Annotated in this window: 23 protein-coding genes; 13 read left to right on the top strand and 10 right to left on the bottom strand. The window is 64.9% G+C overall.

Translation table 11 applies throughout. The features are described from left to right. Positions 1-33: 33 nt before the first annotated feature. On the top strand, positions 34-573 hold the full coding sequence (locus HV770_RS22670; RefSeq protein ID WP_175163163.1) for a DUF2867 domain-containing protein: 540 nt from the start codon (positions 34-36) through the stop codon (positions 571-573). Positions 574-663: 90 nt separating this feature from the next. Here the strand turns inward: HV770_RS22670 and HV770_RS22665 are convergent, their stop codons facing one another. The 5 genes from HV770_RS22665 to HV770_RS22645 all read right to left on the bottom strand — a co-directional run bounded on the left by HV770_RS22665 (position 664) and on the right by HV770_RS22645 (position 6,664). Next, the gene (locus tag HV770_RS22665; RefSeq protein ID WP_175163161.1) at positions 664-1,485 is read right to left on the bottom strand and encodes an alpha/beta fold hydrolase; all 822 of its coding nucleotides are present in this window, start codon (positions 1,483-1,485) and stop codon (positions 664-666) included. Positions 1,486-2,013: 528 nt separating this feature from the next. After that, positions 2,014-2,766: an IclR family transcriptional regulator gene (locus tag HV770_RS22660; RefSeq protein ID WP_175163160.1), complete on the bottom strand. Its 753-nt coding sequence runs from the start codon at positions 2,764-2,766 to the stop codon at positions 2,014-2,016. A 17-nt stretch (positions 2,767-2,783) separates the two neighbouring features. Continuing rightward, positions 2,784-3,950, bottom strand: coding sequence for an acyl-CoA dehydrogenase family protein (locus HV770_RS22655; protein WP_175163158.1), 1,167 nt, complete (start codon positions 3,948-3,950; stop codon positions 2,784-2,786). 79 nt (positions 3,951-4,029) lie between these two features. Next, positions 4,030-5,331: a CitMHS family transporter gene (locus HV770_RS22650; protein ID WP_175163156.1), complete on the bottom strand. Its 1,302-nt coding sequence runs from the start codon at positions 5,329-5,331 to the stop codon at positions 4,030-4,032. Positions 5,332-5,518: 187 nt separating this feature from the next. Further along, positions 5,519-6,664 (bottom strand): CaiB/BaiF CoA transferase family protein, encoded by a 1,146-nt coding sequence (locus tag HV770_RS22645; protein ID WP_175163154.1) that lies wholly within the window; start codon positions 6,662-6,664, stop codon positions 5,519-5,521. 413 nt (positions 6,665-7,077) lie between these two features. On the opposite strand from HV770_RS22645, the gene HV770_RS22640 reads away from it, so the two are divergent. The 4 genes from HV770_RS22640 to HV770_RS22625 all read left to right on the top strand — a co-directional run bounded on the left by HV770_RS22640 (position 7,078) and on the right by HV770_RS22625 (position 10,771). After that, positions 7,078-8,490 carry a cytochrome ubiquinol oxidase subunit I gene (locus HV770_RS22640; protein ID WP_175163152.1) on the top strand — a complete coding sequence of 471 codons (1,413 nt, stop codon included), beginning with the start codon at positions 7,078-7,080 and terminating at the stop codon, positions 8,488-8,490. 36 nt (positions 8,491-8,526) lie between these two features. Beyond that, positions 8,527-9,531: a cytochrome d ubiquinol oxidase subunit II gene (cydB, locus tag HV770_RS22635; protein ID WP_175163150.1), complete on the top strand. Its 1,005-nt coding sequence runs from the start codon at positions 8,527-8,529 to the stop codon at positions 9,529-9,531. Then, on the top strand, positions 9,506-9,697 hold the full coding sequence (locus HV770_RS22630; RefSeq protein ID WP_175163064.1) for a hypothetical protein: 192 nt from the start codon (positions 9,506-9,508) through the stop codon (positions 9,695-9,697). Before cydB ends, HV770_RS22630 begins: the two co-directional genes overlap by 26 nt. Positions 9,698-10,021: 324 nt before the next feature. Next, positions 10,022-10,771: a response regulator transcription factor gene (locus HV770_RS22625; RefSeq protein WP_175163148.1), complete on the top strand. Its 750-nt coding sequence runs from the start codon at positions 10,022-10,024 to the stop codon at positions 10,769-10,771. Between the two features lie 26 nt (positions 10,772-10,797). Here HV770_RS22625 and HV770_RS22620 read toward each other — a convergent pair whose 3' ends face one another. Together HV770_RS22620 and HV770_RS22615 are read right to left on the bottom strand one after the other, a co-directional pair. Next, a complete protein-coding gene (locus tag HV770_RS22620; protein ID WP_175163146.1) occupies positions 10,798-12,714 on the bottom strand; it encodes an ATP-binding response regulator in 1,917 nt (638 codons plus the stop codon). 248 nt (positions 12,715-12,962) lie between these two features. After that, complete coding sequence (locus HV770_RS22615; protein ID WP_175163144.1) at positions 12,963-13,103, bottom strand: hypothetical protein; 141 nt, start codon at positions 13,101-13,103, stop codon at positions 12,963-12,965. On the opposite strand from HV770_RS22615, the gene HV770_RS22610 reads away from it, so the two are divergent. Together HV770_RS22610 and HV770_RS22605 are read left to right on the top strand one after the other, a co-directional pair. After that, entirely contained in the window at positions 13,102-13,893 is a 792-nt protein-coding gene (locus tag HV770_RS22610) for a hypothetical protein (RefSeq protein ID WP_175163142.1), read from the top strand. The genes HV770_RS22615 and HV770_RS22610 overlap by 2 nt on opposite strands. Positions 13,894-14,074: 181 nt before the next feature. Next, positions 14,075-17,494: an alpha/beta fold hydrolase gene (locus HV770_RS22605; protein ID WP_175163139.1), complete on the top strand. Its 3,420-nt coding sequence runs from the start codon at positions 14,075-14,077 to the stop codon at positions 17,492-17,494. 322 nt (positions 17,495-17,816) lie between these two features. Here HV770_RS22605 and HV770_RS22600 read toward each other — a convergent pair whose 3' ends face one another. Both HV770_RS22600 and HV770_RS22595 read right to left on the bottom strand, forming a co-directional pair. Then, a complete protein-coding gene (locus HV770_RS22600; protein ID WP_246291097.1) occupies positions 17,817-19,268 on the bottom strand; it encodes an FAD-binding oxidoreductase in 1,452 nt (483 codons plus the stop codon). After that, a complete protein-coding gene (locus HV770_RS22595; protein ID WP_175163137.1) occupies positions 19,265-20,254 on the bottom strand; it encodes an isopenicillin N synthase family dioxygenase in 990 nt (329 codons plus the stop codon). The genes HV770_RS22600 and HV770_RS22595 overlap by 4 nt, the downstream gene beginning before the upstream one ends. 22 nt (positions 20,255-20,276) lie before the next feature. Between HV770_RS22595 and HV770_RS22590 the strand changes: the two genes are divergently transcribed. The 6 genes from HV770_RS22590 to hutC (HV770_RS22565) all read left to right on the top strand — a co-directional run bounded on the left by HV770_RS22590 (position 20,277) and on the right by hutC (HV770_RS22565) (position 24,540). Next, on the top strand, positions 20,277-20,477 hold the full coding sequence (locus HV770_RS22590; RefSeq protein ID WP_175163135.1) for a hypothetical protein: 201 nt from the start codon (positions 20,277-20,279) through the stop codon (positions 20,475-20,477). A 65-nt stretch (positions 20,478-20,542) separates the two neighbouring features. Continuing rightward, on the top strand, positions 20,543-21,370 hold the full coding sequence (locus tag HV770_RS22585; RefSeq protein ID WP_175163133.1) for a transporter substrate-binding domain-containing protein: 828 nt from the start codon (positions 20,543-20,545) through the stop codon (positions 21,368-21,370). A gap of 83 nt (positions 21,371-21,453) precedes the next feature. Next, the gene (locus tag HV770_RS22580) at positions 21,454-22,104 is read left to right on the top strand and encodes an amino acid ABC transporter permease (RefSeq protein WP_175163131.1); all 651 of its coding nucleotides are present in this window, start codon (positions 21,454-21,456) and stop codon (positions 22,102-22,104) included. A 24-nt stretch (positions 22,105-22,128) separates the two neighbouring features. Then, positions 22,129-22,791: an amino acid ABC transporter permease gene (locus tag HV770_RS22575; protein WP_175163129.1), complete on the top strand. Its 663-nt coding sequence runs from the start codon at positions 22,129-22,131 to the stop codon at positions 22,789-22,791. A gap of 13 nt (positions 22,792-22,804) precedes the next feature. After that, entirely contained in the window at positions 22,805-23,674 is an 870-nt protein-coding gene (locus HV770_RS22570; RefSeq protein ID WP_281366226.1) for an amino acid ABC transporter ATP-binding protein, read from the top strand. A gap of 62 nt (positions 23,675-23,736) precedes the next feature. Further along, positions 23,737-24,540, top strand: a complete 804-nt coding sequence (gene hutC / locus HV770_RS22565) for a histidine utilization transcriptional repressor HutC (protein WP_175163127.1) — start codon at positions 23,737-23,739, stop codon at positions 24,538-24,540. A 41-nt stretch (positions 24,541-24,581) separates the two neighbouring features. Here the strand turns inward: hutC (HV770_RS22565) and hutC (HV770_RS22560) are convergent, their stop codons facing one another. Further along, positions 24,582-25,370, bottom strand: a complete 789-nt coding sequence (gene hutC, locus HV770_RS22560; RefSeq protein WP_121321568.1) for a histidine utilization transcriptional repressor HutC — start codon at positions 25,368-25,370, stop codon at positions 24,582-24,584. Positions 25,371-25,376: the final 6 nt, after the last annotated feature.

Genomic DNA, 25,376 nt, shown 5'->3' with positions numbered 1-25,376 from the left:
CGAGCCTGCATCATTTCAGCGCCGCACGTCACCATGCCCAACGCCCACTCCACCGTGCAATCCGTCGCTGTGCCGGTCGAATCCGCGGTCACGCGTCTATACCACGCGCCGGATCTCGCCGACGCGTACGCGGTCCGCCTGCCCGACAACGCCATCGACAATCCGGAATTGCTGGCGCGCTTTGTTTTCGCGCATCAGGCGGGATGGGTCGGCAGGTTGATGGAGTTGCGCGATGCGCTGGTCGCGCGCTTCGGACTCAAGACGACGAAGCAGTTGCGCACGCAAGCGGCGGCCGGCTCGCGGGAGCATGTGGACATCTTCAGGATCTACACGCGCAGCGCACACGAAATCATCCTCGGCGAGAACGACAGTCATCTGGACTTCCGGGTGTCGGTGCTGCAGCAAACCCGCGAGACGCGGGACGGCCGTTCGCGCTATCTGGTGCTGTCCACGGTCGTGCATTGCCACAATGGACTCGGGCGCTTCTATATTCTCGCGATCGCGCCGTTCCACCGGATGGTGGTGCGCTCGGCATTGCGGCGAGCGGCGCGGATAGGCTGGCCGACTGCGTGAGGGAGGTTGGAAGTTGAGGCTTGCGCGGCGCGTCGCTCATCACGCGCCCGCGCCGCCCCTTCTCACGCACTCGCGTGCGTCACCGCATCATCACGCGCCGATGAACTCCAGCAGATCGGCATTCACCTTGTCCGCCTCGACGGTGCACATGCCGTGCTGGCCGCCCGCATAGACCTTGAGCGTCGCGTCCTTCACGATCTTCGCGGTCTGGCGGCCCGCTGCATCGATCGGCACGATCTGGTCGTCGTCGCCATGCAGCACCAGCGTCGGCACGTCGATCTTCTTCAGATCCTCCGTGTAGTCGACTTCGGAGAACTGCTCGATGCAGTCGTACAGGCCTTTGATCGAGCCAGCCATCCCCTGCACCCAGAACGAGTCGATCACCCCTTGCGACGCCTTCGCGTTCGGCCGGTTGTAGCCGTAGAACGGCAGCGCCAGGTCCTTGAAAAACTGCGAGCGGTCAGCGACCACGCCCTTGCGGATTGCGTCGAACACGTCGATCGGCGTGCCGTTCGGATTGTTGTCGGTCTTCACCATCAGCGGCGGCACCGCGCCGATCAGCACGGCCTTCGCGACGCGCTGCGTGCCATGCCGGCCGATGTAGTGCGCGACTTCCCCGCCACCGGTCGAATGGCCGACGAGCGTCGCGTCCTTCAGGTCGAGGTGTTCGATCAGCGCGGCGAGATCGTCGGCATAGGTATCCATGTCGTTGCCGTCCCACGGCTGCTCCGAGCGGCCGTGCCCACGACGGTCGTGCGCGATCACCCGAAAGCCCTTGCTGCCGAGAAACAGCATCTGCGCGTCCCATGCATCCGCGGTCAACGGCCAGCCGTGCGAAAACACGACCGGGCGACCCTTGCCCCAGTCCTTGTAGAAAATTGCGGTACCGTCTTTCGTCTTGATCGTGCTCATCTGTTGACTCCTGATGGATGAAGTCTGCCGTCGCCGGCAGGTGGATGAAGCCTGCTGTGAAACCATGACGCGGCGCATGTCAGGGCGCCCTTTCTGCACGGCCTGCCCTGCACTGGCTGTTCATGACGGATTCGCGACACGCACCGCGGATTCGCTCGCGGCGTGTCAACGTGACTGTTCGAAACGGATAACGGGAATGACGACTTGATGGCTACGCGGCGCGTGCCGCTCGAGCGTGCGCTTGCTCGAGAACGCCTACAACCGGCTGTCTGCATGGTAGAGGCAAACCGATTCATTGGCTACCCGGTGAACCGGTGGAAGTCGGTTCCGGCTGGGCTGATTGTCGGTTGATAACGGGTCGGGGGCAGTCGTGATGCGCCGTTTGCGGGGCGAGTCGTGTGGGGTTGCCCGCACTGAATGCGGGCGTTGCGCGCGAGCCGCATGTACGCAGTGCCGCGCGTAGGAACCGGGCGATCGAACGGCCGGCAGACCGGCAATCGCCGCAATCCCCGCCCCAACGCCGACAACCTATTCCACCTGCTCCTGCTGCTCCTGCACTTCGATCGCCTGCTTCACACGCAGCAATTGCGCGGCATGCGCCTGCTGATCTTTCTGGATGCGCTCGGTCGGCCCCACCACCGACAGCCCGTACCACTCGCCCCTGATCCTCACCGCCACCGCAATCGCCGACAGCTCCGGCGCACTCTCGCCAAGATTCGCGCACCAGCCCTGCGCCCGCGCCGCCGCCGCTTGCGCGACGAGCGCGGGCAGATCAGCCACCGTCGCCGTCGTAAAACGTTCGAACGACAGCTGCGCACCGAGCGTCTGCTGCGCGCTCGCGTCCAGTTCGCCAAAAATCGCCTTGCCGATCGAGTTCGCATACAAGGGCCGCAACTCGCCGGGTGCCCGCATGTAGCGAATCGCCTTGGTCGACTCCACGACGTCGAGATACACCACGGCGGCGCCTTGAATCTTGCCGAGCACCGCGGTCTCGCCGCTCGCGTCGCGCAACTCGATGAGGCGCGGATGCACGATCTCGACGACGGGATCGACCGCATTGATGGCACTGGCGAGCATCTGCAAGCGCCGCGTCGGATAGTAGCCGCCGCGCTTCCTCACCTCGACCAGATAGCCGCGGCTCACCAGCGTGCGCGCGAGCGCGAGACAGCTCGACACCGGCACGTTCAGCAACCGCGCGAGTTCGGTAAGCGGCAGCGGCCGTTGCTCGGCGGCGAACAATTCGAACAGATCCAGCGTGCGGGCAACGAGTTTGACATCCATGGCGGTCGGGAGATACGTCAGTACGACTTCGGCAGGCCCAGCACTTTCTCCGCGATGAAACACAGAATCATCTGCGGACTCACGGGCGCGAGCCTCGGAATCATACACTCCCGCAAATACCGTTCGACGTGATATTCCTTCGCGTAGCCCATCCCGCCGAGCGTGGCGATCGCGGTCTGGCACGACTGGAACGCGGCTTCCGCGGCGAGGTATTTGGCGGCGTTGGCTTCGGCGCCGCACGCCTTGCCGGCGTCGTACAGCGAGGCCGCCTTGAACACCATCAGGTTGGCCGCTTCGAGCTGCATCCACGCCTGCGCGAGCGGATGCTGGATCGCCTGGTTCTGGCCGATCGGCCGGCCGAACACGATACGCTCGCTCGCGTACTGCGTCGCGCGCCGCAACGCCGCCTGGCCGAGACCGACCGCTTCGGCGGCAATCAGGATCCGCTCCGGATTCAGCCCGTGCAGCAGATAGCGGAAACCCGCGCCTTCATCGCCGATGCGGTCTTCGAGCGGCACGCGCAGATCGTCGATGAACAGCATGTTCGAATCGACCGCCTTGCGGCCCATCTTCTCGATCTCGCGCACTTCGATGCGCTCGCGATCGAGGTCGGTATAGAACAGCGTGAGACCGTCGGTCGGTTTGGCGCATTGCTCCAAAGGCGTGGTGCGCGCGATGATCAGCATTTTGTTCGCGACCTGCGCGGTCGAGATCCAGATCTTGCGGCCGCTCAGCACGTAGTGGTCGCCGTCGCGCACGGCCTGGGTTTTCAGATGCGTGGTGTCGAGACCGGCGTCGGGTTCGGTCACCGCGAAGCAGGCCTTGTCGCGGCCTTCAATCAGCGGCGGCAGAAAGCGCCGCTTCTGCGCGTCGTTGCCAAACACCTGCACCGGGTTCAGCCCGAAGATGTTCATATGCACCGCCGACGCGCCCGACAACCCGGCGCCCGAGCCGCTGATCGTGCGCATCATCAGCGCGGCTTCGGTCATGCCGAGCCCCGCGCCGCCGTACTCCGGCGACATCGCGATGCCAAGCCAGCCCGCCTCGGCCAGCGTGCGGTGGAAGTCGTGCGGAAAACCGCCTTCGCGATCTTTCGCAAGCCAGTACTCGTCGTCGTAACGTTCACAGAGTTTTTCGATGGCGGCCTGGATCGACTGCTGGTCGTCGGTGAATTCGAAGTTCATGGCAATGTCCTGTGGAATATCTGCGCGTCACGAAGCGCGCTCGGCATGCTCAGCGCACACGGCGCGCGACGCTGCGCGCTCATAACGGAAATACGCTAACCAGCACCGCGGTAAAAACCATGATGACGGTGGCGGCGAAAAGAAACGGAATCGTGAACTTCTGATGCTCGGCGAGTTCGACGCCGGTCAGCCCGACGATCAGAAACGTCGCGGGCGTCAGTGGACTGACCGGAAAGCCGGTCGTCATCTGCCCGAGCAAGGCGGCTTGCGCCATCTGGATCGGCGGCACGCCGAGCAGCTTGCCGCTTTCCGCGATAACCGGCAGGATGCCGAAATAAAACGAGTCGGGATCGAACAGCAAGCTGAGCGGCATCGACACGAGCCCGAGCACGAACGGCATGTGGCGCGCATGCTCGACCGGCACGTGCTGCACCATGACCTGCGCCATCGCCGTGAGCATGCCGGTGCCCGACATGATGCCGGTGAACGCGCCCGCCGCGAGCAGCACGCTCGCCATCATCAGCGCGGCCTTCGCGTGCGCGTCGATGCGCTCGCGCTGCTGCCTGACGTCCGGATAGTTGATGATCAGGGCCGCAACCGTGCCGAGCATGAACATCACCATCGGATCGACGATGCCCCACACCAGCGTGACCAGCACGACCAGCGTCAAGACGATGTTGATCCAGAAACGGCCGGGGCGCCGCAACGCCTGCTCCGCCGCGCTCAACTCGCGCGGCGTCACCACGACCGACGCGGCACTCGCGCGATCGAGGCCGAGACGCTTCTCTTCACGCTTGCCGAGCATGTACGCCGTGCCGAACACGAAGATCAGGCCGACGATCTGCACCGGAATCATCGGATAGAAGATCACCGTGCCGGGGATGTGCAGCGCGGCCGACGCGCGCAGCATCGGTCCCACCCACGGCAGAAAATTCACGCCCGCAGCCATCGAGGTGACGCAAGCGAGAATCCGCTTGTCGATGCCGAGACGCGTGTACAGCGGCAACATCGCCGGTAGCGTCACGAGGAAGGTCACCGCGCCGGAGCCGTCGAGATGAATCAGCAGCGCGAGCAAGGCCGAGCCCATCACGATGCGTGTCGGATGACAGCCGACCACCCGCAGCACGCCATTGATGATCGGATCGAGCATGCCCGCATCCGTCAGGATGCCGAAGAAAAGAATCGCAAATACGAACATGCCCGCCACCGGGCCGATATTCTGCACCCCGTGCACGATGTACTTGCCCGTCGTGAGCCCGAAGCCCGCCACGAGCGCGGCCGCGATCGGCACGACGATCAACGCGACGAGCGGCGACAGCCGCTTCGTGATGATCAGCCCGAACAGCGCGACGATCGCGACCGTGCCGATCAGCGCGAGCATCGGAAGGCTCCTTGTCTGCGGCCGATTCCGTCATCGGCGAGTGCTGCGGAAGTTGCCGGCGAGCGCCGTCCTGCATCATTCATGCACATGCTGTCTCCTTCGCGGCATGGGGCCGCGCTGTGTTGTAGCGAGAGGGAAAGCCGGTGAAGCGCAAGCCGCCCCAGGCAGATTCAAACCGACGGCGGCGTCAGCCGTCCGCCGGCGGCGTGCCGAAGACCTGCCCGGCGTGCTCGTTCAGCGCAGGCGGCGCACTGCGATAGGTGGCGGGCGTACGGCTTAGCTTGATCGGCGACGCAATGCCTTTGTAGGCGCCCAACTCGACCCGCATCGCGCGATGCGCCGTGTGCGGATGCTCGAGCGCCGCGCCGAGGCCGAGCACCGGTGCGCACGGCACGCCGCGCCGGATCAGCGTATCGGCGAGCAGTTCGCCCTCCCATTGGGCAAAGCGCGCCTCCAGCTCCGCGCGCAATTCGCGGCGATGCGCGCTGCGCTCCCGGTTGCTCGCAAAGCGCGCATCGGCGGGCAGAGACGATGCGTCGATCACCGCGCACAATTGCGCGAACTGCGCGTTGTTGCCGACCGCCAGAAAAATATCGACGCTGCCGGTGTGGAACATGTCGTACGGCGTGATGTTCGGATGCGCGTTGCCGCTGCGTTGCGGCTCGTTGCCCGAGTAGAACCAGTTCGGCGTATGCGGATGCAGGATCGACAAGGCGCTATCGAACAGCGTCGATTCGACGAACTGGCCGCGTCCGCTCGTCTGACGTTCGCGCAGCGCCATCAGGATGCCGAGCGCCGCGTTCAGTCCCGTGACGAGATCGACGATCGGCACGCCGATGCGCAACGGCGCGCCGCCCGCCTCGCCGTTCACGCTCATCAGCCCGGTGAGGGCCTGCACCGCCGCGTCGTAGCCTGGCAATGCGCCGAGCGGGCCGTCCGCGCCGAAGCCCGACACGCGGCAATGCACGAGCCGGGGAAAGCGCGCCTGCAACGCGTCGTAGCCGAGCCCCCAGCGTTCCAGCGTGCCGATCTTGAAGTTTTCGACCAGTACGTCAGCGGTGTCGAGCAGATGCAGCAGCTTCGCGCGTTCACTTTCCTGCGTCAGATCGAGCGCCACACCCCGCTTGTTGCGGTTCACGCCGAGGAAGTACGACGCCGTGTCGCCGTCGAACGGCGGACCCCAGCTGCGGGTTTCGTCGCCGTTGGGCGGCTCGACCTTGATGACGTCCGCGCCGTGGTCGGCGAGGATCTGCGTGCAATACGGACCGCCCAGCACGCGTGACAGATCGACGATGCGAAGGCCCGCGAGCGAACCTGGCGTGAGATTGAGCAAGTCTTGTCTCCTGGTGGGCCGCCTGAGAGGGTAGCGGCCTTGATTTCCTGCGTGTGAATAAAACTTTATGCTCAGGAAATATCGAAGTCAAGCGGGCCGCGGGCAAACACCAGGGCCGAGTCCTCCCGCAAAGGCGGCGGTGTGCATTGTTGCGGCGCGGTCTATTGACGCAGTTGCGGCGCGCAGCTGCAGAATCCTCGCTCGAAGACAATCAGGAAAACTTGATATCTCTCAATTACTTGCCACCAAGAAACGTAAAACCAGCCTAAAACAAGGCGGTTTTTTGACGCACGTCGCGGTGCAGCAAAATTGTGCCCGGTCCCCTACTCTTGCGCCATCTGCCAGCCGCAGTGCGCACCGACACCGGTCGACGCGCGTAGTCCGCTCCCGCGGCCATCACGCACAACACGCTCATGAACTCCGCAATATCGGCATTCGATCTCGCCCGCATTCAATTCGCGTTCACCGTCTCTTTCCACATCGTGTTTCCGGCGCTCAGCATCGGCCTCGCCAGTTTCATCGCCGTCCTCGAATGGCGCTGGCTGAAGACCGGCAAGGCGTACTACAAAGATCTTTGCCTGTTCTGGTCGAAGATCTTCGCAGTGGCCTTCGGCATGGGCGTCGTCTCCGGCGTCGTGATGAGCTATCAGTTCGGCACCAACTGGTCGGGCTTCTCCAGTTTCGCGGGCCCCGTCACCGGGCCGTTGCTGATGTACGAGGTGATGACCGCGTTCTTTCTCGAAGCGGGCTTCCTCGGCATCATGCTGTTCGGCTGGCAGCGCGTGAGTCCGCGCGCGCACTTCGGCGCCACGCTCATGGTCGCCATCGGCACGCTGATCTCGACCTTCTGGATTCTCGCTTCCAATAGCTGGATGCAAACGCCGCAAGGTTTCGAAGTCGTGAACGGGCACGTCGTGCCGCTCGACTGGTTCAAGATCATCTTCAATCCGTCGTTCCCGTACCGGCTCGCGCATATGGCGCTCGCGGCGTTCATCGTCGCGGGGCTGGTCGTGGCGGCCGTGGGCGCATGGCATCTGCTGCGCGGACGGCGCGATCCGGCCGTGAAGAAGATGTTCTCGATGGCGCTGTGGCTGCTGTTGATTCTCACGCCGATCCAGGCATTCGTCGGCGATCAGCACGGTCTGAACACGCGCGAATATCAGCCGGCGAAGATCGCCGCGATCGAAGGTCTGTGGGACACCGAGAAAGGCGGCACCGCGCTGAACCTGTTCGGCATTCCCGATATGAAGGCGGAGACCACGCGCTACGCGGTGTCGATTCCGCACCTGGGCAGCCTGATCCTCACGCATAGCTGGGACGGCGAAATTCGCGGCCTCAAGGAATTCCCGCCGCAGGATCGTCCGAACTCGACGGTGGTGTTCTGGAGCTTTCGCATCATGGCCGGCCTTGGCGTTCTGATGATCGTGATGTCGCTCGCCGCCTGGGTGCTGCGCCGCCGCGGACGTCTGTTCGAATCGAAGTGGTTCCAGCGCTTTGCCGTCGCGATGGGTCCGACCGGCTTCATCACGCTGCTGGCCGGCTGGGTCACCACCGAGGCGGGCCGCCAGCCGTGGGTCGTGTACGGCGTGATGCGCACCTCGCAGGCCGTGTCGCCGCTGACCGCGCAGCAGGTGGGCATTTCGTTGATGGCCTTCGTGGTCGTCTACTTCCTCGTGTTCGGCACTGGCATCTACTACATGCTCAAGCTGATGCGCTCGGGCCCGGCATTGCCTGGACACACGCCGCACGGCGTGCCGCGCCACGAGCCGAATCAGACCGCGCGCCGCCCGCTGTCCGCCGCCGATCAGATGATCGACGCCGCGTAGCCGCAACCCTCACCCCAACCACTTGCGAGAAAGAAAATGGATGTAACCGTCGTGTGGGCCGCGATCATCGCGCTGGGCCTTTTCATGTACGTCGTGCTGGACGGCTTCGATCTGGGTATCGGCATCGTGTTCCCGTTCTTCCCCGACGAGAAGGAACGCAACCTGATGATGAACACCGTCGCGCCGGTGTGGGACGGCAACGAGACCTGGCTCGTGCTCGGCGGCGCCGCGCTGTTCGCGGTGTTTCCGGTGGTGTATTCGACCGTGCTGTCCGCGCTGTATCTGCCGCTGATCTTCATGCTCGTGTGTCTGATCTTTCGCGGCGTGTCGTTCGAGATTCGCGCCAAGGCCAATCGCACGAAGCATCTGTGGGACCTCGCGTTCATCGGCGGCTCGGCGGGCGCGACGTTCTTCCAGGGCATCGTGCTGGGCGCGTTCCTGCAAGGCATTCCGGTGATCGACGGCGGCTATGCCGGCGACGCGTTCGGCTGGCTCACGCCGTTCAGCCTGCTCACGGGCCTCGGGCTCGTCGTCACGTATGCATTGCTCGGCTGCTGCTGGCTGGTGGCGAAGACCGAAGGCGATCTGCAACGACGGCTGCATCGCGTGGTATGGCCGCTCACGCTGGTGCTGCTCGGCTTCATCGCGATGGTCAGCCTGTGGACGCCGCTGCAGGACCCGACGATCGCGCAGCGCTGGTTCCACGACAACCTTTTCTACCGCCTGTTGCCGGTGCCGTTCCTCGTCGCGGTCTGCGCGTTCCTGATGCATCGCGCGGTGCGCGCGCGACATCACAACACGCCGTTCGTGCTCGCGCTGCTGCTCGTGCTGCTCGGCTACGCGGGGCTGCTGGTGAGCCTGTGGCCGTATGCGATTCCGTCGAGCATGACGCTGTGGGAAGCGGCCGCGCCGCGCGCGAGCCAGACCTTCACACTGGTCGGTGCGGCGGTGATTCTGCCGATCATCATCGCCTATACGACGATGGGTTACTGGGTATTCCGAGGCAAGGTGCGCCATGACGACCAACATCACTATCACTAACCACAACGGCTCGAACTGCACGCTGGCCGGCTCCCCGCCGCGGCGGCGCAAACTGCCCGGCTGGTTGTGGTTCATCGCTCTGTGGTGCTTCGGCGTGGCCTCGGCGATGTCGCTCGGCTTCGCCTTCAAACTGCTGATGAATGCGACGTTATTTGCAGTCAAATAGACGCGGCCGGCACGCACTTTCATCCTCGGCGCATAACCTGTTCGATCTTGCGCGGAGGGATTCAAAAAAAGGCTCGCGCGGCTCGTCTACGTAGCAAGCCGGAACCTATGCGCGGGAGACCTGCCTTACACATCACGTGGCGCATCGAACCAGCCGGCGAGTACTCATAGCGCGCCTCCAGCGCGGCCAGCCGGAAGGCGCGCCACCGATCGGCGCAGGAAACGCGGGGGAGCCGGCCATGATGCGGTTCACGAGGACAGAAGTAAAACGACACCCCACCACGGCGGTGGTCCACAACGGGCAGGCCCGACTCGCGGAGACATCATGAAGTTTCTTGTGGCCGACGACCATGAACTGATCCGGCAAGGCGTCAAGGGCATGCTGCGCGGTTTCGATCCCGACGCCCAGTTCGATGAAGCCGATAGCTGGGAAACCCTCGCCACCGCCGCGCGGCCCGACGCCGATCACGATCTGGCGATCGTCGATCTGCACATGCCGGGCATGACCGGCGCGTCGTCGCTTGAAGTGCTGTTGAAGGCAAACCCGGCGCTACCGGTGGTCGTGCTGTCCGCCGAGGAATCGCCGGACGAAATGCGCGCGGTGCTGGCCGCGGGCGCGCTCGGCTTCGTGCCGAAGCGGCAGCCCGCGAGCGTGATGCTCAAGGCGATCGAACTCGTGTTGTCGGGTGGCGCTTATGTGCCGATGGAAGCGCTCAGTCTGCTCGGCTCACGTGATGCGCAGGGGGCGGTGGCAGGCGCCGGTTCGGCTGCGCAATCCGCTGCACAAGCGGCGTCCGGCCAAGGGGGCGCCGCGCTGACCGAGCCGATCACCCAAGTGCCGGCCTTGCAGCCGCATCAGCAGCATCTGCTGGAAAACCTGTCGCCACGTCAGCAGGACATCATGCGGCTCGTGCATCGCGGCTGGACCAACAAGATGATCGCTCGCGACCTGGGAGTCGCCGAGGGAACGGTCAAGGTGCATCTGTCGGTGATTTTCCGGGCGCTCGGCGTGCACAACCGGTCGACCGCGATTGCGGTGATCAACGGCTGGCTGGAGGCGGGGAAGACTCTGTAGGCCCGGGCACGCCCACCTTGGCGCCCCTACTTTTGCGGTTCGCTCCCGGAGCGCGTCTGCGAGCCGCCGGGCGCGCTGCGCGATGAACCCGCCGCATCCCCTGCCGCGTCACGCGCCACGTCCGCCTCGCCACCCGCCTCGCCCTCGCGCAACGCAGTCGTCGCCAGCGCCCGTCCGCGATCCAGCTCCGCCTGCTGCCACAGCATTTCCAGCGTGCGCCGCAAACGCGCGGGCGTCACCGGTTTATGCAGCACCGGAATGCCCTGCAACGCGAGCGCCGCCAATTCCGCCGAGGCCATGTCGCCGGTAATCAGCAGGGTCACCACGTTCTCGTGCCCCGCGCGCGCGAGCACACCGCGCACCGCCGTCAGCGCCTGCGCGCCGGTGCGGTGATGCGCGAGCTGGTAATCGCACAGCACCGCGTCCGGCACGAAGCCGCTGGTGAGCGCCGCGAGCGCCTCGGCCTCGTCGCGCGCGCCGAGCACGTCGCAACCCCAGCGCCCGAGCAGACTCGCGAGGCCTTCGAGGATCGACGGTTCATCGTCGATGCACAGCACGCGCCGCCCTTGCGCCGACGGACCGCCCGCCACCGCCTGGTTCAGGCTCGCGACGATGCCGCCGGCGTCGCCCGCCTGCACCGGAAAGCGGAACACGGACCCGCGTCCGGGCGCCGAACGCAGTTGCAACTCGCCGCCGAGCATGCCGACCAGCCGCTTCACCGTCGGTAAGCCGAGACCGTGGCCCTGGCGCGCGTCGCGCTGTGGATTGGCGACCTGATAGAACTCTTCGAATATGCGCTCGTGCTCGTCGGCCGGAATGCCGATACCCGAATCGCGCACTTCGATAAAGCCGCCCGTGTGCCGCCCTGCGCGGCGAAAGCCGAGCCAGATCGCGCCTTCCTCGGTATAACGCACCGCGTTCGACAGCAGATTGCTCAGCACGCGCTCGAGCAGCACCGGGTCGTCGTGGACGACCATCGTGGTCGGCGCGATGCGCAGCGCGAGCCCTTTCGCCGCAGCCTGCGGGCGGTACTGGCTACCCACCCGCTCGAACAGTTCGGAGAGCCGGAAGTGCAGGCGGATCACCTGGGTCACGCCGCTTTCGAGCCGCGCGAGATCGAGCACCTGATTGAAGAGCTGATTCAAGGCCTCGACGTTGTAGACGATGTGCTCAGCAGTCTTCGCGTGCTGCGCGGGCGTGGCGGTGCTGTCATCGAGCGACGCCGCCAGCAGGCCGATCGCGTGCAGCGGCTGGCGCAGATCGTGGCTCGCGGCCGCGAAAAAGCGCGTCTTCGCCATGCTGGCTTCTTCGGCGACGTGTTTCTGCGCCGCCAGCGATTCCGCCAGATACTGCTGATCGACGCGCGCTTGCACGACCTGGCGAAACAGCTTGCGATAGCTCATCGCGTAGACGTTGATCGCGCAGAAAAAAAACGCGAGGACGATCGCGAGTATCGTGCGGTCGAACGTATGCGAGCCGAAGTGCAGCACGATCGACGGAAACAGCAGGAACGGAATCGCGGTCGAGAAGTTCAGCAGGTCGAATCCGTTCGACATGAACACGCCGGCCGCCAGCGTCACGAGCAGGACGGTGTGCAGCAGCGGCAAATCGCTCTGCGGGACCTGGAACGCGAACCACACCGCGAGGCCGGGCGCGCTGTACAGCAACACGCCGCGCAATGCGTGCAGATAGATCCAGTCGCGCGGCGAGAAAAACTGCGGATAACGTTGATTGAGAATCCACAGCGCGAGGCCGCCGCAATTGGCCGCCGCATAAAAACCGAAACACGCGACGAACAGCGGCGGCGACGGAATTCTCGGCCAATAGATCGCCACCAGCACCGCGATCGAAAACCAATGCGAAAAGAAGGCGATCGGGTCTTGCGCATACAGCACGCGCACCAGGTCTTCGTCGATGGCACGCTGGATCGGGTCGGCCCGCATTGCGCGGTCTCCTTGTCGGGCACGGCAACTTCGATGAAGGGGCGCGCAAGCCCTGCGCCACGGGCCGCAACAGCAGTACAGGCCGGGCGTGGCGAGCCGCAGGCGCGCTGCGGGGGCGGCAGAGTCATGCAACGCCGTATTGCGGTTGCGCGGGGCGATTTTCCGCTGCCGCGGAGCGCCCTCTCGTCAGACGAATGGCGGGTTTCTCGTAAGAAGGTTTACCCGGCAGTTTACCCACCGGCTACCACTTAATCCATATAGGCGAAGCGGTTGCCGCGAACCATACTGGACTTACGTTCCAGCGCGGCTTCTATGCTCCACTCTTCACCCGCCGGCCCGCAGCCAAGGCTCACCGCGCTCCTCGCCTTACCCCTGACGGAGGTTTTCATGGGCGCAGTTCCGAGCTACGAGTTCGTCCGCCATCTCGACGATGCGATCCTGCCGGATCTATGGCGCCGGCGCACCCGCCTGTCCGCGGACGAAATGGTGTCGATGGTCGAGCTGGTCAAGCGGGCGCTGCGCACCTATCACCCGCTGGAATTGCAGGCACTCGGCGAGGACAAGGAAGAACTGGTCGCGCAGTTCATCTACGCGAAAGTACTGCGGCTCGCGCCGGGCCACACCGAGACCCATGCCTGCGCCGACAGCGCGCCGTCGAACGGCTACGCCGTGTGCGCGTATTTCCGCCGCTATCTGATCGACTGTCTGCGCAGCGCGGGCCATCAACGCAACGTGTCGATGGAAAGCGATGGCATGGCGCAGGAAATCGATCTGCGCGCTCATGCGCTCGAAGACCCGGTGGAAAGCGTGCTGCTGCAATACGGCCTCGACGAACAGCGCGTGCGGCTCGCCGCGCGCGAGTTCATCGATGGTCTCGACGAACCCGAGCGCATCGTGCTGGCTGGCAGCCTCGGCTGGTGCTCGGAAGGCAAAGGCGGCCTGTCGGCGGTCGCGGCTCAGCATCGGGTGCCCTCCTATCACTATCGCGCCGTCAAACTCGGCGTGACGATGAAAAAGACGGCTGGCGCGGAGGATTTTTCCAACACCAAGATCGGCCGCTGGCTCACCGACGTGCTGGGAATCGCCATCGACATCGACAATCGCGCGGTCATTCTGCTCGCACTGAATCTGCTCGCCGCCGAATCGAGCGACAGCGAAATGAATAAAGTGGCCGCCTAAAAGAGACGAAATGGGCGGCGTTGGCCGCACGCGACGCGCCTTTAACATCGCGCGTTGCGCACGCCACGCTTTTTTTGTCACCCCGCACCATCTACGATAAAAAAGCCGCAGCCGCGCACCGTCTTCCTTCCGGAGTCCGCGTCCCCTTCCCCGCATTCGATTCCCAGACGAGGTGGTCCTGATGAACCGCTTATCGAGCGCGCCGACGGCGCTGCAAGACCATTACGACGTGGTCGTGGTGGGCTCCGGCTACGGCGGCGCGATTGCCGCGAGCCGCATGGCGCGCGCCGGCCGCAGCGTGTGCGTGCTCGAACGCGGGCGCGAATTCATGGCCGGTGAATTTCCGCGCACGCCGTTTCAGGGCGCCGCGCAGATCCAGTACAACACCGCCGCCGCGCAAATCGGCTCGCCGCTCGCGCTGCTCGAAGTGCACGTCAACGAAGACGTGAACGCAGTGGTGGGCTGCGGTCTGGGCGGCACCTCGCTGATCAACGCGAACGTCGCGCTCGAAGCCGACCCGCGCCTGTGGGACGATCCGCGCTGGCCTGCCGCGCTGCGCGCCGACATGACGGGCCGCGATCACGGCTATGCATTGGCCCGCGCAATGCTGCAACCGTCGGCGGTGCCCGCCACATTTCCCGCGCTGCCGAAATTGCAGGCGCTCGAGAAATCGGCGCAGGCACTCGGCATGGCTGACCGCTTCAGCCGCCCGCCGATCACCGTCACCTTCACAACAGGGGCGAACGCCGCAGGCGTCGATCAGAAAGCTTGCGTGGGCTGCGGCGATTGCAATTCGGGTTGCAACTACGAAGCGAAGAACTCGACGCACATGAACTATCTGCCCGATGCGGCCGCGCACGGCGCGCAGATCTTCACGGGTGCCGCGGTGCATGCGGTGACGCGCGCGGCCGGCTCGCAGCGATGGAAGGTCGGCTTCCAGCTCGTGGCGCTCGGACGCGAAAGCTACGACGCGCCCGATCTGTTCGTGAGCGCCGACATCGTCATCGTGGCAGCCGGCACGATCGGTTCGACGGCGCTGCTGCTGCGCTCGCGCAAGGAAGGTTTGAGCGGCTCGGACATGCTCGGCCGGCACTTCACCGGCAACGGTGACGTGCTCGCCTTCGCCTACAACACCGACGATCCGATCAATGGCGTCGGCTGGGACTCGCACGAAGAAGGCGAGATTGCGCCGGTGGGGCCGACCATCACAGGCCTGATCGACAATCGCAACACCGCAAACGTGAAAGACGGCTACGTGATCGAGGAAGGCTCGCTCGCCGGGCCGGTCGGCGCGGCGCTCGTCGGCATGCTCGGCGCGGCTGCGCCGCTCGAAGGCGTGGACGTGGGCGGACCGCGCTCGCTGCATGAGCGGCTTGCCTACGACGCGCGCGTGATCGAGAGCCTGCTGCGCGGCCCGTATCACGGCGCGCTCCACCACACGCAAAGCTATCTGGTGATGGCGCACGACGACGAAAGCGGCCAGATCGGCATCGACGACAGAGGCCGCGCGCGCATCGCGTGGGAGAACGCGGGCCGCCAGCCGATCTTTCAAACGATCGAAAACGCGCTGAAACAGGCGACCCTGCCGCTCGGCGGCAAGTACCTGCGCAATCCGATCTCCACCGAGATCGTCGGCAAGCGGACCGTTACCGTACATCCGCTCGGCGGCTGCGGCATGGGCGAGGATGCCGAACGCGGGGTGGTCGATCACATGGGCCGCGTGTTCAGCGGCGCGGCGGGCGACGCGGTGCATGATGGCCTGTACGTGATGGACGGCGCAGTGATGCCGATGTCGCTCGGCGTCAACCCGCTGCTGACCATTTCCGCGCTAGCCGAACGCAATTGCGCGCTGCTCGCGGCCGCGCACGGCTGGTCGATCGACTATCAGTCCAAGGGCAGCGCCGCGACACCGCCCGCCGAAAAAATCGGCCTGCGCTTCACGGAAACGATGGTCGGCACGTACACGCCGGTCGACCCCGGCCTCACAGGCGGCGCCGCCACGAGTCCGATCGAGTTCACGCTGACGGTCGAATCGGACGACCTCGCCGATATGCTTTGCAATCCGCAGCATCTCGCCCGCACCGCCGGCACGCTGACCTGCGCCGCGCTCTCAGCACGACCGATGACGATCACGAACGGCACGTTCAACCTGTTCGTCGTCGACAGTTCGGACGTGGACGAGCGCGACATGAACTACCGCATGACGCTCAATGCCGTCGACGGAAAAACGTACTACCTCACCGGCCAGAAGATCATCACGCGCACGTCGCCCGTCAATCTGTGGGAGCAGACCAACACCCTCTATGCGGAGCTTCGCGACGCGCCGCAAGCCGACGCGCCAGTGATCGGCAAAGCCACGCTGATCATCACGCCCGAGAACTTCCTCAAGCAGCAACGCACGCTCGAAGTGACCCATACGCCCGATCTGGAGACCCGTCTCGAGTGGACGCTGAAGTTCGGCAAGTTCTTCGCGGGCGTGCTGTTCACCGAATACGGCGGAGTGGCCGCACCGTTGCAATACTTCGACGCGAAGACGACGCCGCGTCTGAAGCGGGCGCTGCGCGCGCCGGCGCCGCAAATCTTCTTCTTCGATACACCCGACGGCACGACGCTGCGGCTCACTCGCTACGTCGACCCTGCGCGTAAAACAGCGCGACCGGTGCTGCTGATTCACGGCTCGGGCGTGTCGAGCCGCATCTATTCGACCGATCTGATTGCGACCAACATGGTCGAGTACCTTTGCGCGGCCGGCTACGACGTGTGGCTCGTCGATCTGCGCGTCAGCATCGAGATGCCGAGCGTGCTCGCGCCGACCAACGTCGACAAGGTGGCTCGCGAGGATATCCCCGCCGCGGTCGCGAAGATCCGCGAACTGACCGGCGCGCAGCAGATACAGGCGGTCGGCCACTGCCTCGGCGGCCTCGCGTTGAGCATGTCGTTGCTGTCCGGACTCGAAGGGGTGCGCTCGGCGGTTATCTCGCAGGTGTCGACGCATCCGGTGCCGGGCACGTTGCAGAAGATCAAGGCAGGCCTGCATATCCCCGCCATCATGCAGCATCTGAAGGTGCGCGATCTCACCGCGTACACGCAGGACGACACGTGGCCCGGGAACCTGCTCGACGAAGCGCTACGGCTTTACCCGATCGATCACGACGAGGGCTGCGGCAACCCGATCTGCCATCGCGCGACCTTCCTGTACGGCCTGCTCTACGAGCATGAAAAACTCAACGAGACACTGCATGCGAATCTGCAGGAATTGCTCGGCGTGCATGACGTCGAGGTCTTCAAACATCTGGCGACGATGGTGCGCGCGGGCAAAGTCGTCGATGTCGACGGCAACGATGTCTACCTTACGGGAACCGCCGGCATGAAGGGGCTCGCGGGCATGCGCCTGCCGATCGGCTTCATCCACGGCGACAGGAACGAAACCTATCTGCCGCAAAGCACTGAACTGACTTTCGACATGCTCGTGAAGCACTTCCCCGAGCAACCCTACGAGCGCCACCTGATTCCGGGTTATGGGCACATCGACTGTATCTTCGGCAAGAACGCGTCGGTGGATGTTTATCCGGTGATTGCGCGCTATCTTGACGCGCATTGACGGCGTTCGGGCGAAGCGCCGTTCGCGGCATCAACCCAGCCTGTTCCGGTTCATGCACGCTGCCTGATCGCCGTGCACGGGTTCTCCTATTGCTTCCATTCAGGTATGGTTGATCCTGCGCGGCACCCGCCGCCGCAGACTGCGCAGGCCACCGTCCGTTCGACCGGACTCGACTCCGTCACCACGCATTAACACGCATTAACACGCATTAGCACGCATCGACACGCATTGACGATTCACCCGGCGCGCGTCGGGCAGCCTCGTGCGTGCCCGGAACGCGCCGTGCGCTCTCCTGTATCTCTCGTCAACAACGCCCCCGCGCTCAGAACAGCTTCCCCGGATTGAGAATGCCATGCGGGTCCAGCGCCTGCCTGATCGCGGCCATCGCCGCCAACTCCGCCGGCGACCGCGAGATCGGCAGAAATTCGCGCTTGAGCAAACCGATGCCGTGTTCCGCCGACACCGAGCCATGCAACGGCCCGAGCATCTCATAGACGAACGCGTAAACCGCATGATGATCGACACCAGCGATCGAATGGCCGTCCACGGTCACATGCAGGTTCGAATCGCCGATATGCCCGAAGAAATACGACGCGTTGCCCGGCCAGCGTTCGTCGAGCGCCGCGCGGCAACGCTCGACGAACGCGCCAATCTCGCCGATCGGCAGGCTCACGTCGAAGTTGATCGCGTCGAGGCGCACCGGGAACTCCGCGGTGCATTCGCGAATCGCCCACAGCGCGCGCGCGTCGGCCACCGATTGCGCGATCACCGCATCGCGAATCGCGCCCGCATCGAGCGCTTCGGTCAGTGCCGCGGAGAAGCGTTCACCGTCGTCGCTCGCATCGAAGCTCGCGTGTTCGATCAGCGCGTAGAGCGGATGCGCGTCGGCGAACGGAGAACGGGCGCCGGTCAGCTTCACGCCGAAGTTGTAGAAGTCCGGCCACATGATCTCGAACGCGCCGATGTCGTTGCCGAAGCGGGTCGACAAACGGCGCAGCAGATTCACGGCGGCGTCGTACTGGTCGAGTGCGACGAGCGCCGTATGACGCGCCGCGCGCTGTGGATGCAGCCGCAACACCGCGCGCGTCATCACGCCGAGCGTGCCTTCCGAGCCGATGAACCAGTGCTTCAGGTCATAGCCCGTGTTGTTCTTGACCATCTTGCCGAGCGACGTCAGCACGTCGCCGTTGGCGAGCACGACTTCGAGTCCGAGCACCTGATCGCGCGCGGTGCCCGACTGGATCACGCGATTGCCGCCCGCGTTGGTCGCGAGATTGCCGCCGATCTGGCATGAGCCGCGTGCGCCGAGATCGAGTGCGAGTTCGAAGCCGGCGGCGGCGGCGGCTTCCTGCGCGGCCTGCAACGTGGTGCCGGCGCGCACGGTCAGCGTGGCCGATGCGGTGTCGATCTCTTCAATGCCGCTCAAACGTTCGAGCGACAGCGCGATATCCGTGGCGCGCGCAATCGCGCCGCCCGAGAGGCCGGTCATGCCGCCTTGCGGTACCACTGGCTGATGCGCCGCGTGACAGATGGCGAGCGCGCGCGAGACCTCTTCGGTGGTGCGCGGCAATAGCAGCGCAGCGGGACGCGTTGGGTCGTGACGCGTCCAGTCGGTCAGCGCGCGTTCGCCGATCTGTTCGCCGACGCGCACCGAGTCGTCGCCCAATGCTATGCGCAGTGCGTCGAGAGTCTGCGCGAGCGGCGCGGCGCCGTGAGTGTCTTCATGCGTTGTGCCAAGCGTGCTGCCATGAAGCGTGCTGCCATGATCTGTCATGTAGGGGTTCCTTGCGTTCCTTGAACAGCGTGTTTCTTCCGATAGCCCATCGAATCGTTGATGCGCCCGAGGATATAGTCGCCTGCGGCGACCGGCTGATACTTGAGTTCGGCGTCGCTCGCGCCAAGCTCGCGCGGATCGACCGTCGCGCCGTAGGTCGGATCATAGAACGTGGCGATCGAATAGCGCTCGCGCCCCGACGCATTGATCACGCGATGCAGTGTGGAGCGAAAGCGGTCGTTGGTCCAGCGCGCAAGCAGATCGCCGACGTTCACGACGAAGCTGCCTTCAACCGGCGGCGCCTCGACCCATGTGTCGTTGGCGATCTCGCGCACCTGGAGGCCACCCACCTGATCCTGCCATAGCAACGTGATGCAGCCATAGTCGGTATGCGGCGCGACCCCGAACTGATCTTCGTCCGACTGAGGAGGCTGCGGCGGATAGTAGACCATCTGCGTGCGCTGCATCCGTTTCGTATAACGCGGCGCGAAGAAATTTTCGTCGACGCCGAGGCTCACCGCCACCGCGCGCAGCAGATCGGCGCCGCACGCCGCTACCGCTTCATAGTAGCCATACAGTGCGGGACGTAGCTCCGGCATGAAGTCCGGCCAGTTGTTCGGCCCGCGCAGCGCCTGGCCCGCGAGCACGTCGGGATCGTCTTCGGGCAACTCCAGGCCGATGCTGAAGAACTCCTTGTAGTCGGGCCGCTTCGCCTGATACATGGTGGCATCGCCGAGCGCATTGAAGCCGCGATGCCGATGATTGACGGCCGCGCGCCGCTTGATCTCCGGTGAAAACGCGAAGAACCGGCGCGCCGCGGCGGCGGCGGCGTCGATCGACGCTTGCGGCACGCCGTGATTGACGATGTAGAAGAAGCCGATCGTCGTGCACGCTTCATGGATTTGCGCCGCAACGCGCTGCAAGGCCTGCGGGTCGCCCGCGCGCACGCCGGCGAAATCGATGATCGGAATGCGGGTGACGGGCATCGCGTTGCTCCCTGGAGGCCGGTTGAATCGACTGATGAAACACGCGCATGAAGCGCCGCGCCGCAAGCGCGCCAAAGCATTCGCGCGCCCACTGCATTGCCGTTGTATATACCGCCAAAAGCGTACCGGCAAGCTGCATTTCAGCCCTTCATATCAGGGCTTTTCTCTAGCCGAACGTTTATTTATTTTGCGCGAAAAACGCGGTATATACTGCCTCGCATGACGCGCGCCGAATCCCGACGAACGCACCACTTTCGCGCGACACCGCTTTGCCAACCGGAGAATCCCATGAGTATCCTTGCAGGCTGGAAGTGTCGTCTTGTCATGGTCGCGTTGTGCGCGGCAAGCGTCACCGCCCACGCGGAAGACCAGCTCGCCAAAGTGAAGAAAGCCGGCGAACTGGTGGTCGGCACCGAGATGCAGTTCGCGCCGTTCGACTTCCTCGAAAACGGTCAGCAAGCGGGTTTCAACAAGGACCTGTTCGCCGAGGTCGGCAAGGAAATGGGCGTGAAGGTCCGCTTCATCGACCTGCCCTGGCCGAGCGTGCTGCCGGGTCTCGAAGCGGGCAAATTCGACATGGTGGGCGGCCCGTTGACGGTCACGAAGGCGCGCATGGAACGCTACACGTACACGCTGCCGGTCGCGGACGCCACCGACGCGCTGCTCAAACGCGCGAGCGATTCATCGCTCAAGCAATCGGCGGATATCGCGGGCAAGACTGTCGGCGCGGGCAAGGGTTCGGCGCAGCTCGATCAATTGAAGGCCTACGTGGCCACCTTGCCGAAGCCGCCTGAAATCCGCGAATACGTCGACAACAACCAGGCTTACGCCGACCTCGCCGCTGGCCGCATCGCGGCGGTCGCGAACTCGATGACCAACATCGCGTACGTGGCCAAGCAGCGCCCGGAGACGTTCGCCGTCGTGCAGCCGCCGTTCGGCGCGAAGGTGTACTTCGCTTACGCGCTGCGCAAGGACGCGGACAGCAAGCCGCTCGCCGACGCATTCAACGCCGCGCTCGTGAAGATGCACAACGACGGGCGCCTCGCGGCCTTGCAGAAGAAATGGTTCGGCGTCGCGATGGACGCGCCGACCACGATGCCCGTTCCGAACTATTGATCGCCTCACGCGGCGTTTGACGCACACGATGTGCGCCGCGGCGCGTCGCATCGCCCTCCATCGTTCCAGCGAGTGCTCCGCCTATGTTCAGCACGACCGTCTTCGTTCAGGGCTTGCCATTGCTGCTGCACGCGGCGCTCGCCACCATCGGCATTTCGCTGACGGGGCTCGTGATCGGCTTCTTCGTCGGGATCGGCGTGTGCGCGGCGCGGCTCTCGCCGAAGCGCGCGGCGCGCATGGTCGGCGGCGCTTACGTGTTCTTCTTTCGCGGCGTGCCGATGCTCGTGCAGTTGCTGCTCGTGTACTACCTGCTGCCGTTCGCGGGCATCAACGTATCGCCGGTCGTCGCGGCGATCAGCGCGGTGTCGCTATGTTCCGCGTCATATATCGCCGAGATATTGCGCGGCGGTTTTCTCAGCATTCCACCCGGTCATCTCGAAGCCGCACGCATGCTCGGGCTCTCGCCGTTCGACATGCTGCGGCGCATCCTCGTGCCGCAGGCATTCCGTCTCACCCTTCCGTCGCTCGTCAATGAAATGGTGCTGCTGATCAAGGCCTCGTCGTTGATCTCGGTGGTCGGCGTGGCCGAGTTGACGCGCACCGCGCAGAACATCGCCGCCAGCACGTACCGGCCACTGGAAGCGTATCTCGCGGCGGGGCTGATCTACTTTGTGATCTGCGGTGCGCTCGCGCTCGTCGCGCACACCGCCGAATATCGTTTGCAGCACGCCTGATTTCGCGCCTACGCCACCCACGCCATGCAAACGCTCGACCCCACCGTCATCACGCACAACCTGCAGCCGATCGCGGCGGGTCTCGCGACGACGCTCGGCACCTGGGCCGCGGGCGTCGCGATCGGCCTCGTCATCGGGTTTGTGATCGCCGTGCTGCAACTGTTCTGCGGACGCTGGGTGCGCGGCGCCCTGCGCATCTATATCGAACTGTTTCGCGGCACGCCGTTTCTCGTGCAACTGTTTCTGCTGTACTACGGCGGCCCGTCAATCGGCCTCACGCTCGAACCGATGACAGCCGGGGTGTTGGGCCTCGGCTTCTACGGCAGCGCGTATTTTGCCGAAGCATTCCGCTCCGGCTTCCAGTCCGTTCCGCCGGGACATCTCGAAGCGGCGTCGTGTCTCGGCCTCACGCGCTGGCAAGCCGTGTTGCGCATCCAGGTGCCGCAAATGCTGGTGCTGATCGTGCCGGCGCTGACCAATCTGATCATCGTGCTGAGCAAGGAGACCGCGGTGCTGTCCATCGTCACGGTGCCCGAGTTGACCTTCGTGCTGACCGGCATCGGCTCGGCTACCTTTGCTTTCGTCGAAACGCTGCTGGTGCTGTGCGTGTGCTACCTCGCGCTGGTCGAGCTGACCTCGCGCGCGGGCATGTGGGCCGAAACCCGCATCGCACGCTTCATCGCATGAAACCGGAGCCCTTATGAACGCTATCGCCGACATGCCCTCCTCCGCGTCCGCCGCCGGTATTGCCACGGTGCCTGGCGCACCGCTGATCGAAGTGCGCGATCTGCGCAAACGCTTCGGCGACGTCGAGGTGCTGCGCGGCGTCGATCTGCAGATCGCGCGCTCCGAAGTGGTGTGCATCATCGGCCCGTCGGGCTCCGGCAAGAGCACGCTGTTGCGCTGCCTCGCCGCACTCGAAACTTACGATCATGGCGACGTGCGCATCGAAGGCGAGCTGCTCGGCTATAGCGAGCGCAACGGCAAGCGGGTGCGCGCATCGCAGGGCGAAATCAATCGCGTGCGGCGCAACGTCGGCATGGTGTTTCAGCAGTTCAATCTGTGGCCGCACATGAGCGCGCTCGGCAATGTGATGGAGGCCCTGCTGCGCGTGCGTCATCTGTCACGCGACGAAGCGCGCCGCCGCGCCAACGCGATGCTCGACACGGTGGGCCTCGCGCACAAGGGCGACGCGTATCCGGCGAAGCTCTCGGGCGGCCAGCAGCAACGGGTGGCGATAGCGCGAGCGCTCGCGATGGAGCCGCACATCATGCTGTTCGACGAGCCGACCTCGGCGCTCGATCCGGAGCTGGTCGGCGAAGTGCTGCAAGTGATGAAACAGCTCGCGCGCGACGGCATGACGATGGCGGTCGTCACGCACGAAATGGGGTTTGCCGCGCAGGTCGCGGACAAGGTCATGTTCATCGACCAGGGCCGCATCGCCGTGCAAGGCAAACCGCGTGACGTGTTCCACGATGCCGGGCAGCCGCGTCTGCGGCAATTCCTGCAAAACTACTTCGATCGCAACGCGTTCTGGACGCGCGAAGCCGACGACGCGCCGCCGCTATGAACCCGCGCCGCCCTCCACCCGTGCCCACGCCCGCGTCACCCAACCGCTAGCGAGCGCCGCCGATGACCTCCACGGTTCGCAGCAAGGCTCACGACAAACCGCTTGCCGCGGCGGCGCTGAAAACCGCGCGCGCCGCCGACGAGATACCAGCCGCGCGCTACGAACAGGTCAAGCACCACATCCGCCAGATCATCGAATCGGGCGCGCGCCAGGCGGGCGACCGTTTGCCATCGGAACTGGATCTCGTCGCGACGCTCGGCGTGTCGCGTATGACGGTCAATCGCGCGCTGCGCGAACTGGCCGACGCGGGGCTCGTCACGCGTGTCTCGGGCGTCGGCACCTTCGTCGCGCAAAGCAAACCGCAATCCACGCTGCTGATGATCGCGCATATCGGCGACGAGATTCGCTCGCGTGGACACGAATACCGTTGCGATACGGTGCTGTCGCAACGCGAGACGGCGTCGGTGAGCGTGTCGAACGCATTGGGACTCGCGCCTGGCGCCTCGGTGTTTCACGTGACCTGTGTGCATCGGGAGAACGGCCTGCCCGTGCAGTTGGAAGACCGCTATGTGAATCCGGCAATCGCGCCGGACTTTTTACAACAGGATTTCTCGGCGCTGAGGCCGTCGGAGTATCTGCTCGAAATCGTGCCCGCGCACGACGTCGAGCATGTCGTCGACGCGGCGCTGCCGACGCGCGCCGAAGCCGATCTGCTGGAAATTCGCGTGGAAGAGCCCTGCCTCACGCTGATGCGCCGCACGTGGACAAGCGGCGTGGCGGTGACGTTCGCGCGCTTCGTGCATCCGGGCTCGCGTTATCGGCTGGGTTGCCGCTTTTCGCCGGACATGTCGCAGCGCCAGGGCTGACGCCCCTCACGCTGTCGCCCCGATGCCTTTATGAAACCGCGCTAGACGTTGCCCGCCAGATGAAAGCGCGACGCCGGATGCCATAAGCGCACCGACGTCGCCACGTCGTCGCCGACCCACGTGCGACGCCAGAGCTGCAAGCACGGCTCGCCGATATCCATCGCCAGATGCCGGCGCACATGGGCGTCGGGCTTCTGCGCGTAGATGCGAAACTCCGCGCGCTGGATCGGCGCGAGCCGGACCATGTAATGATTCGGCGTTTCGACCGTGAAGTCCTGCTGCAAATACTCGGGGAATACTTGCGGATTGACGTAGCGGTCCTCGTACTGGATCGGCTCGCCTTCCTCGCTGTGCACGATGCACGAGTGAAACGCCGGGCCGCTCGCGAGTCCGAGCGCTTCGAGCGCCTGAGGATCGTCGCTTGGTTCGAGCGTGAGCACGCGCGCCGCGTGACGATGGCCGCGCGCGGCGATTTCGTCGGCGATATTGCGGATTTCCAGCACCGTCGATTCATAACGCTGCGGCGCGACGAACGTGCCGGAGCCTTGCACGCGCGTGAGCACGCGCTCGGCGGTCAGTTCGCGCAGCGCGCGCGACACCGTCATGCGTGCGACGCCGAACTCCTTGACCAGCTCCATTTCCGATGGGATCAGTCCGTTTGGCTTCCAGTCGCCTTCGCTGATGCGTTTGATCACATAGCGCTTGATCTGCTCATAGGCTGGCATCGCCCTGACCGGCATCTCGCGGTGGCGCTCGCCGTGGTTCTGCGTCTGGGCGCCCGGCGCGGCGGGTGCGTTCGGTGCGGTTTGCGCGTTTGTCGTTGTGTTCACTCCGAC

The sequence above is a fragment of the Paraburkholderia fynbosensis genome (genome assembly GCF_902859935.1).
Classification (GTDB): domain Bacteria; phylum Pseudomonadota; class Gammaproteobacteria; order Burkholderiales; family Burkholderiaceae; genus Paraburkholderia; species Paraburkholderia fynbosensis.
This window is presented reverse-complemented; position numbering and strand designations above follow the sequence as displayed.

Bases quoted from the DNA above. Each gene is read 5' to 3' on its own strand.
- HV770_RS22585 (WP_175163133.1), top strand. From the start codon at position 20,543: ATGAGTATCCTTGCAGGCTGGAAGTGTCGTCTTGTCATGGTCGCGTTG.
- HV770_RS22580 (WP_175163131.1), top strand. From the start codon at position 21,454: ATGTTCAGCACGACCGTCTTCGTTCAGGGCTTGCCATTGCTGCTGCAC.
- HV770_RS22570 (WP_281366226.1), top strand. From the start codon at position 22,805: ATGAACGCTATCGCCGACATGCCCTCCTCCGCGTCCGCCGCCGGTATT.
- HV770_RS22665 (WP_175163161.1), bottom strand. From the start codon at position 1,485: ATGAGCACGATCAAGACGAAAGACGGTACCGCAATTTTCTACAAGGAC.
- HV770_RS22575 (WP_175163129.1), top strand. From the start codon at position 22,129: ATGCAAACGCTCGACCCCACCGTCATCACGCACAACCTGCAGCCGATC.
- HV770_RS22620 (WP_175163146.1), bottom strand. From the start codon at position 12,714: ATGCGGGCCGACCCGATCCAGCGTGCCATCGACGAAGACCTGGTGCGC.
- HV770_RS22630 (WP_175163064.1), top strand. From the start codon at position 9,506: ATGACGACCAACATCACTATCACTAACCACAACGGCTCGAACTGCACG.
- hutC (WP_175163127.1), top strand. From the start codon at position 23,737: ATGACCTCCACGGTTCGCAGCAAGGCTCACGACAAACCGCTTGCCGCG.
- HV770_RS22625 (WP_175163148.1), top strand. From the start codon at position 10,022: ATGAAGTTTCTTGTGGCCGACGACCATGAACTGATCCGGCAAGGCGTC.
- HV770_RS22650 (WP_175163156.1), bottom strand. From the start codon at position 5,331: ATGCTCGCGCTGATCGGCACGGTCGCGATCGTCGCGCTGTTCGGGCTG.
- HV770_RS22605 (WP_175163139.1), top strand. From the start codon at position 14,075: ATGAACCGCTTATCGAGCGCGCCGACGGCGCTGCAAGACCATTACGAC.
- HV770_RS22670 (WP_175163163.1), top strand. From the start codon at position 34: ATGCCCAACGCCCACTCCACCGTGCAATCCGTCGCTGTGCCGGTCGAA.
- cydB (WP_175163150.1), top strand. From the start codon at position 8,527: ATGGATGTAACCGTCGTGTGGGCCGCGATCATCGCGCTGGGCCTTTTC.
- HV770_RS22655 (WP_175163158.1), bottom strand. From the start codon at position 3,950: ATGAACTTCGAATTCACCGACGACCAGCAGTCGATCCAGGCCGCCATC.
- HV770_RS22660 (WP_175163160.1), bottom strand. From the start codon at position 2,766: ATGGATGTCAAACTCGTTGCCCGCACGCTGGATCTGTTCGAATTGTTC.
- HV770_RS22595 (WP_175163137.1), bottom strand. From the start codon at position 20,254: ATGCCCGTCACCCGCATTCCGATCATCGATTTCGCCGGCGTGCGCGCG.
- HV770_RS22615 (WP_175163144.1), bottom strand. From the start codon at position 13,103: ATGAAAACCTCCGTCAGGGGTAAGGCGAGGAGCGCGGTGAGCCTTGGC.
- HV770_RS22610 (WP_175163142.1), top strand. From the start codon at position 13,102: ATGGGCGCAGTTCCGAGCTACGAGTTCGTCCGCCATCTCGACGATGCG.
- HV770_RS22640 (WP_175163152.1), top strand. From the start codon at position 7,078: ATGAACTCCGCAATATCGGCATTCGATCTCGCCCGCATTCAATTCGCG.
- HV770_RS22600 (WP_246291097.1), bottom strand. From the start codon at position 19,268: ATGACAGATCATGGCAGCACGCTTCATGGCAGCACGCTTGGCACAACG.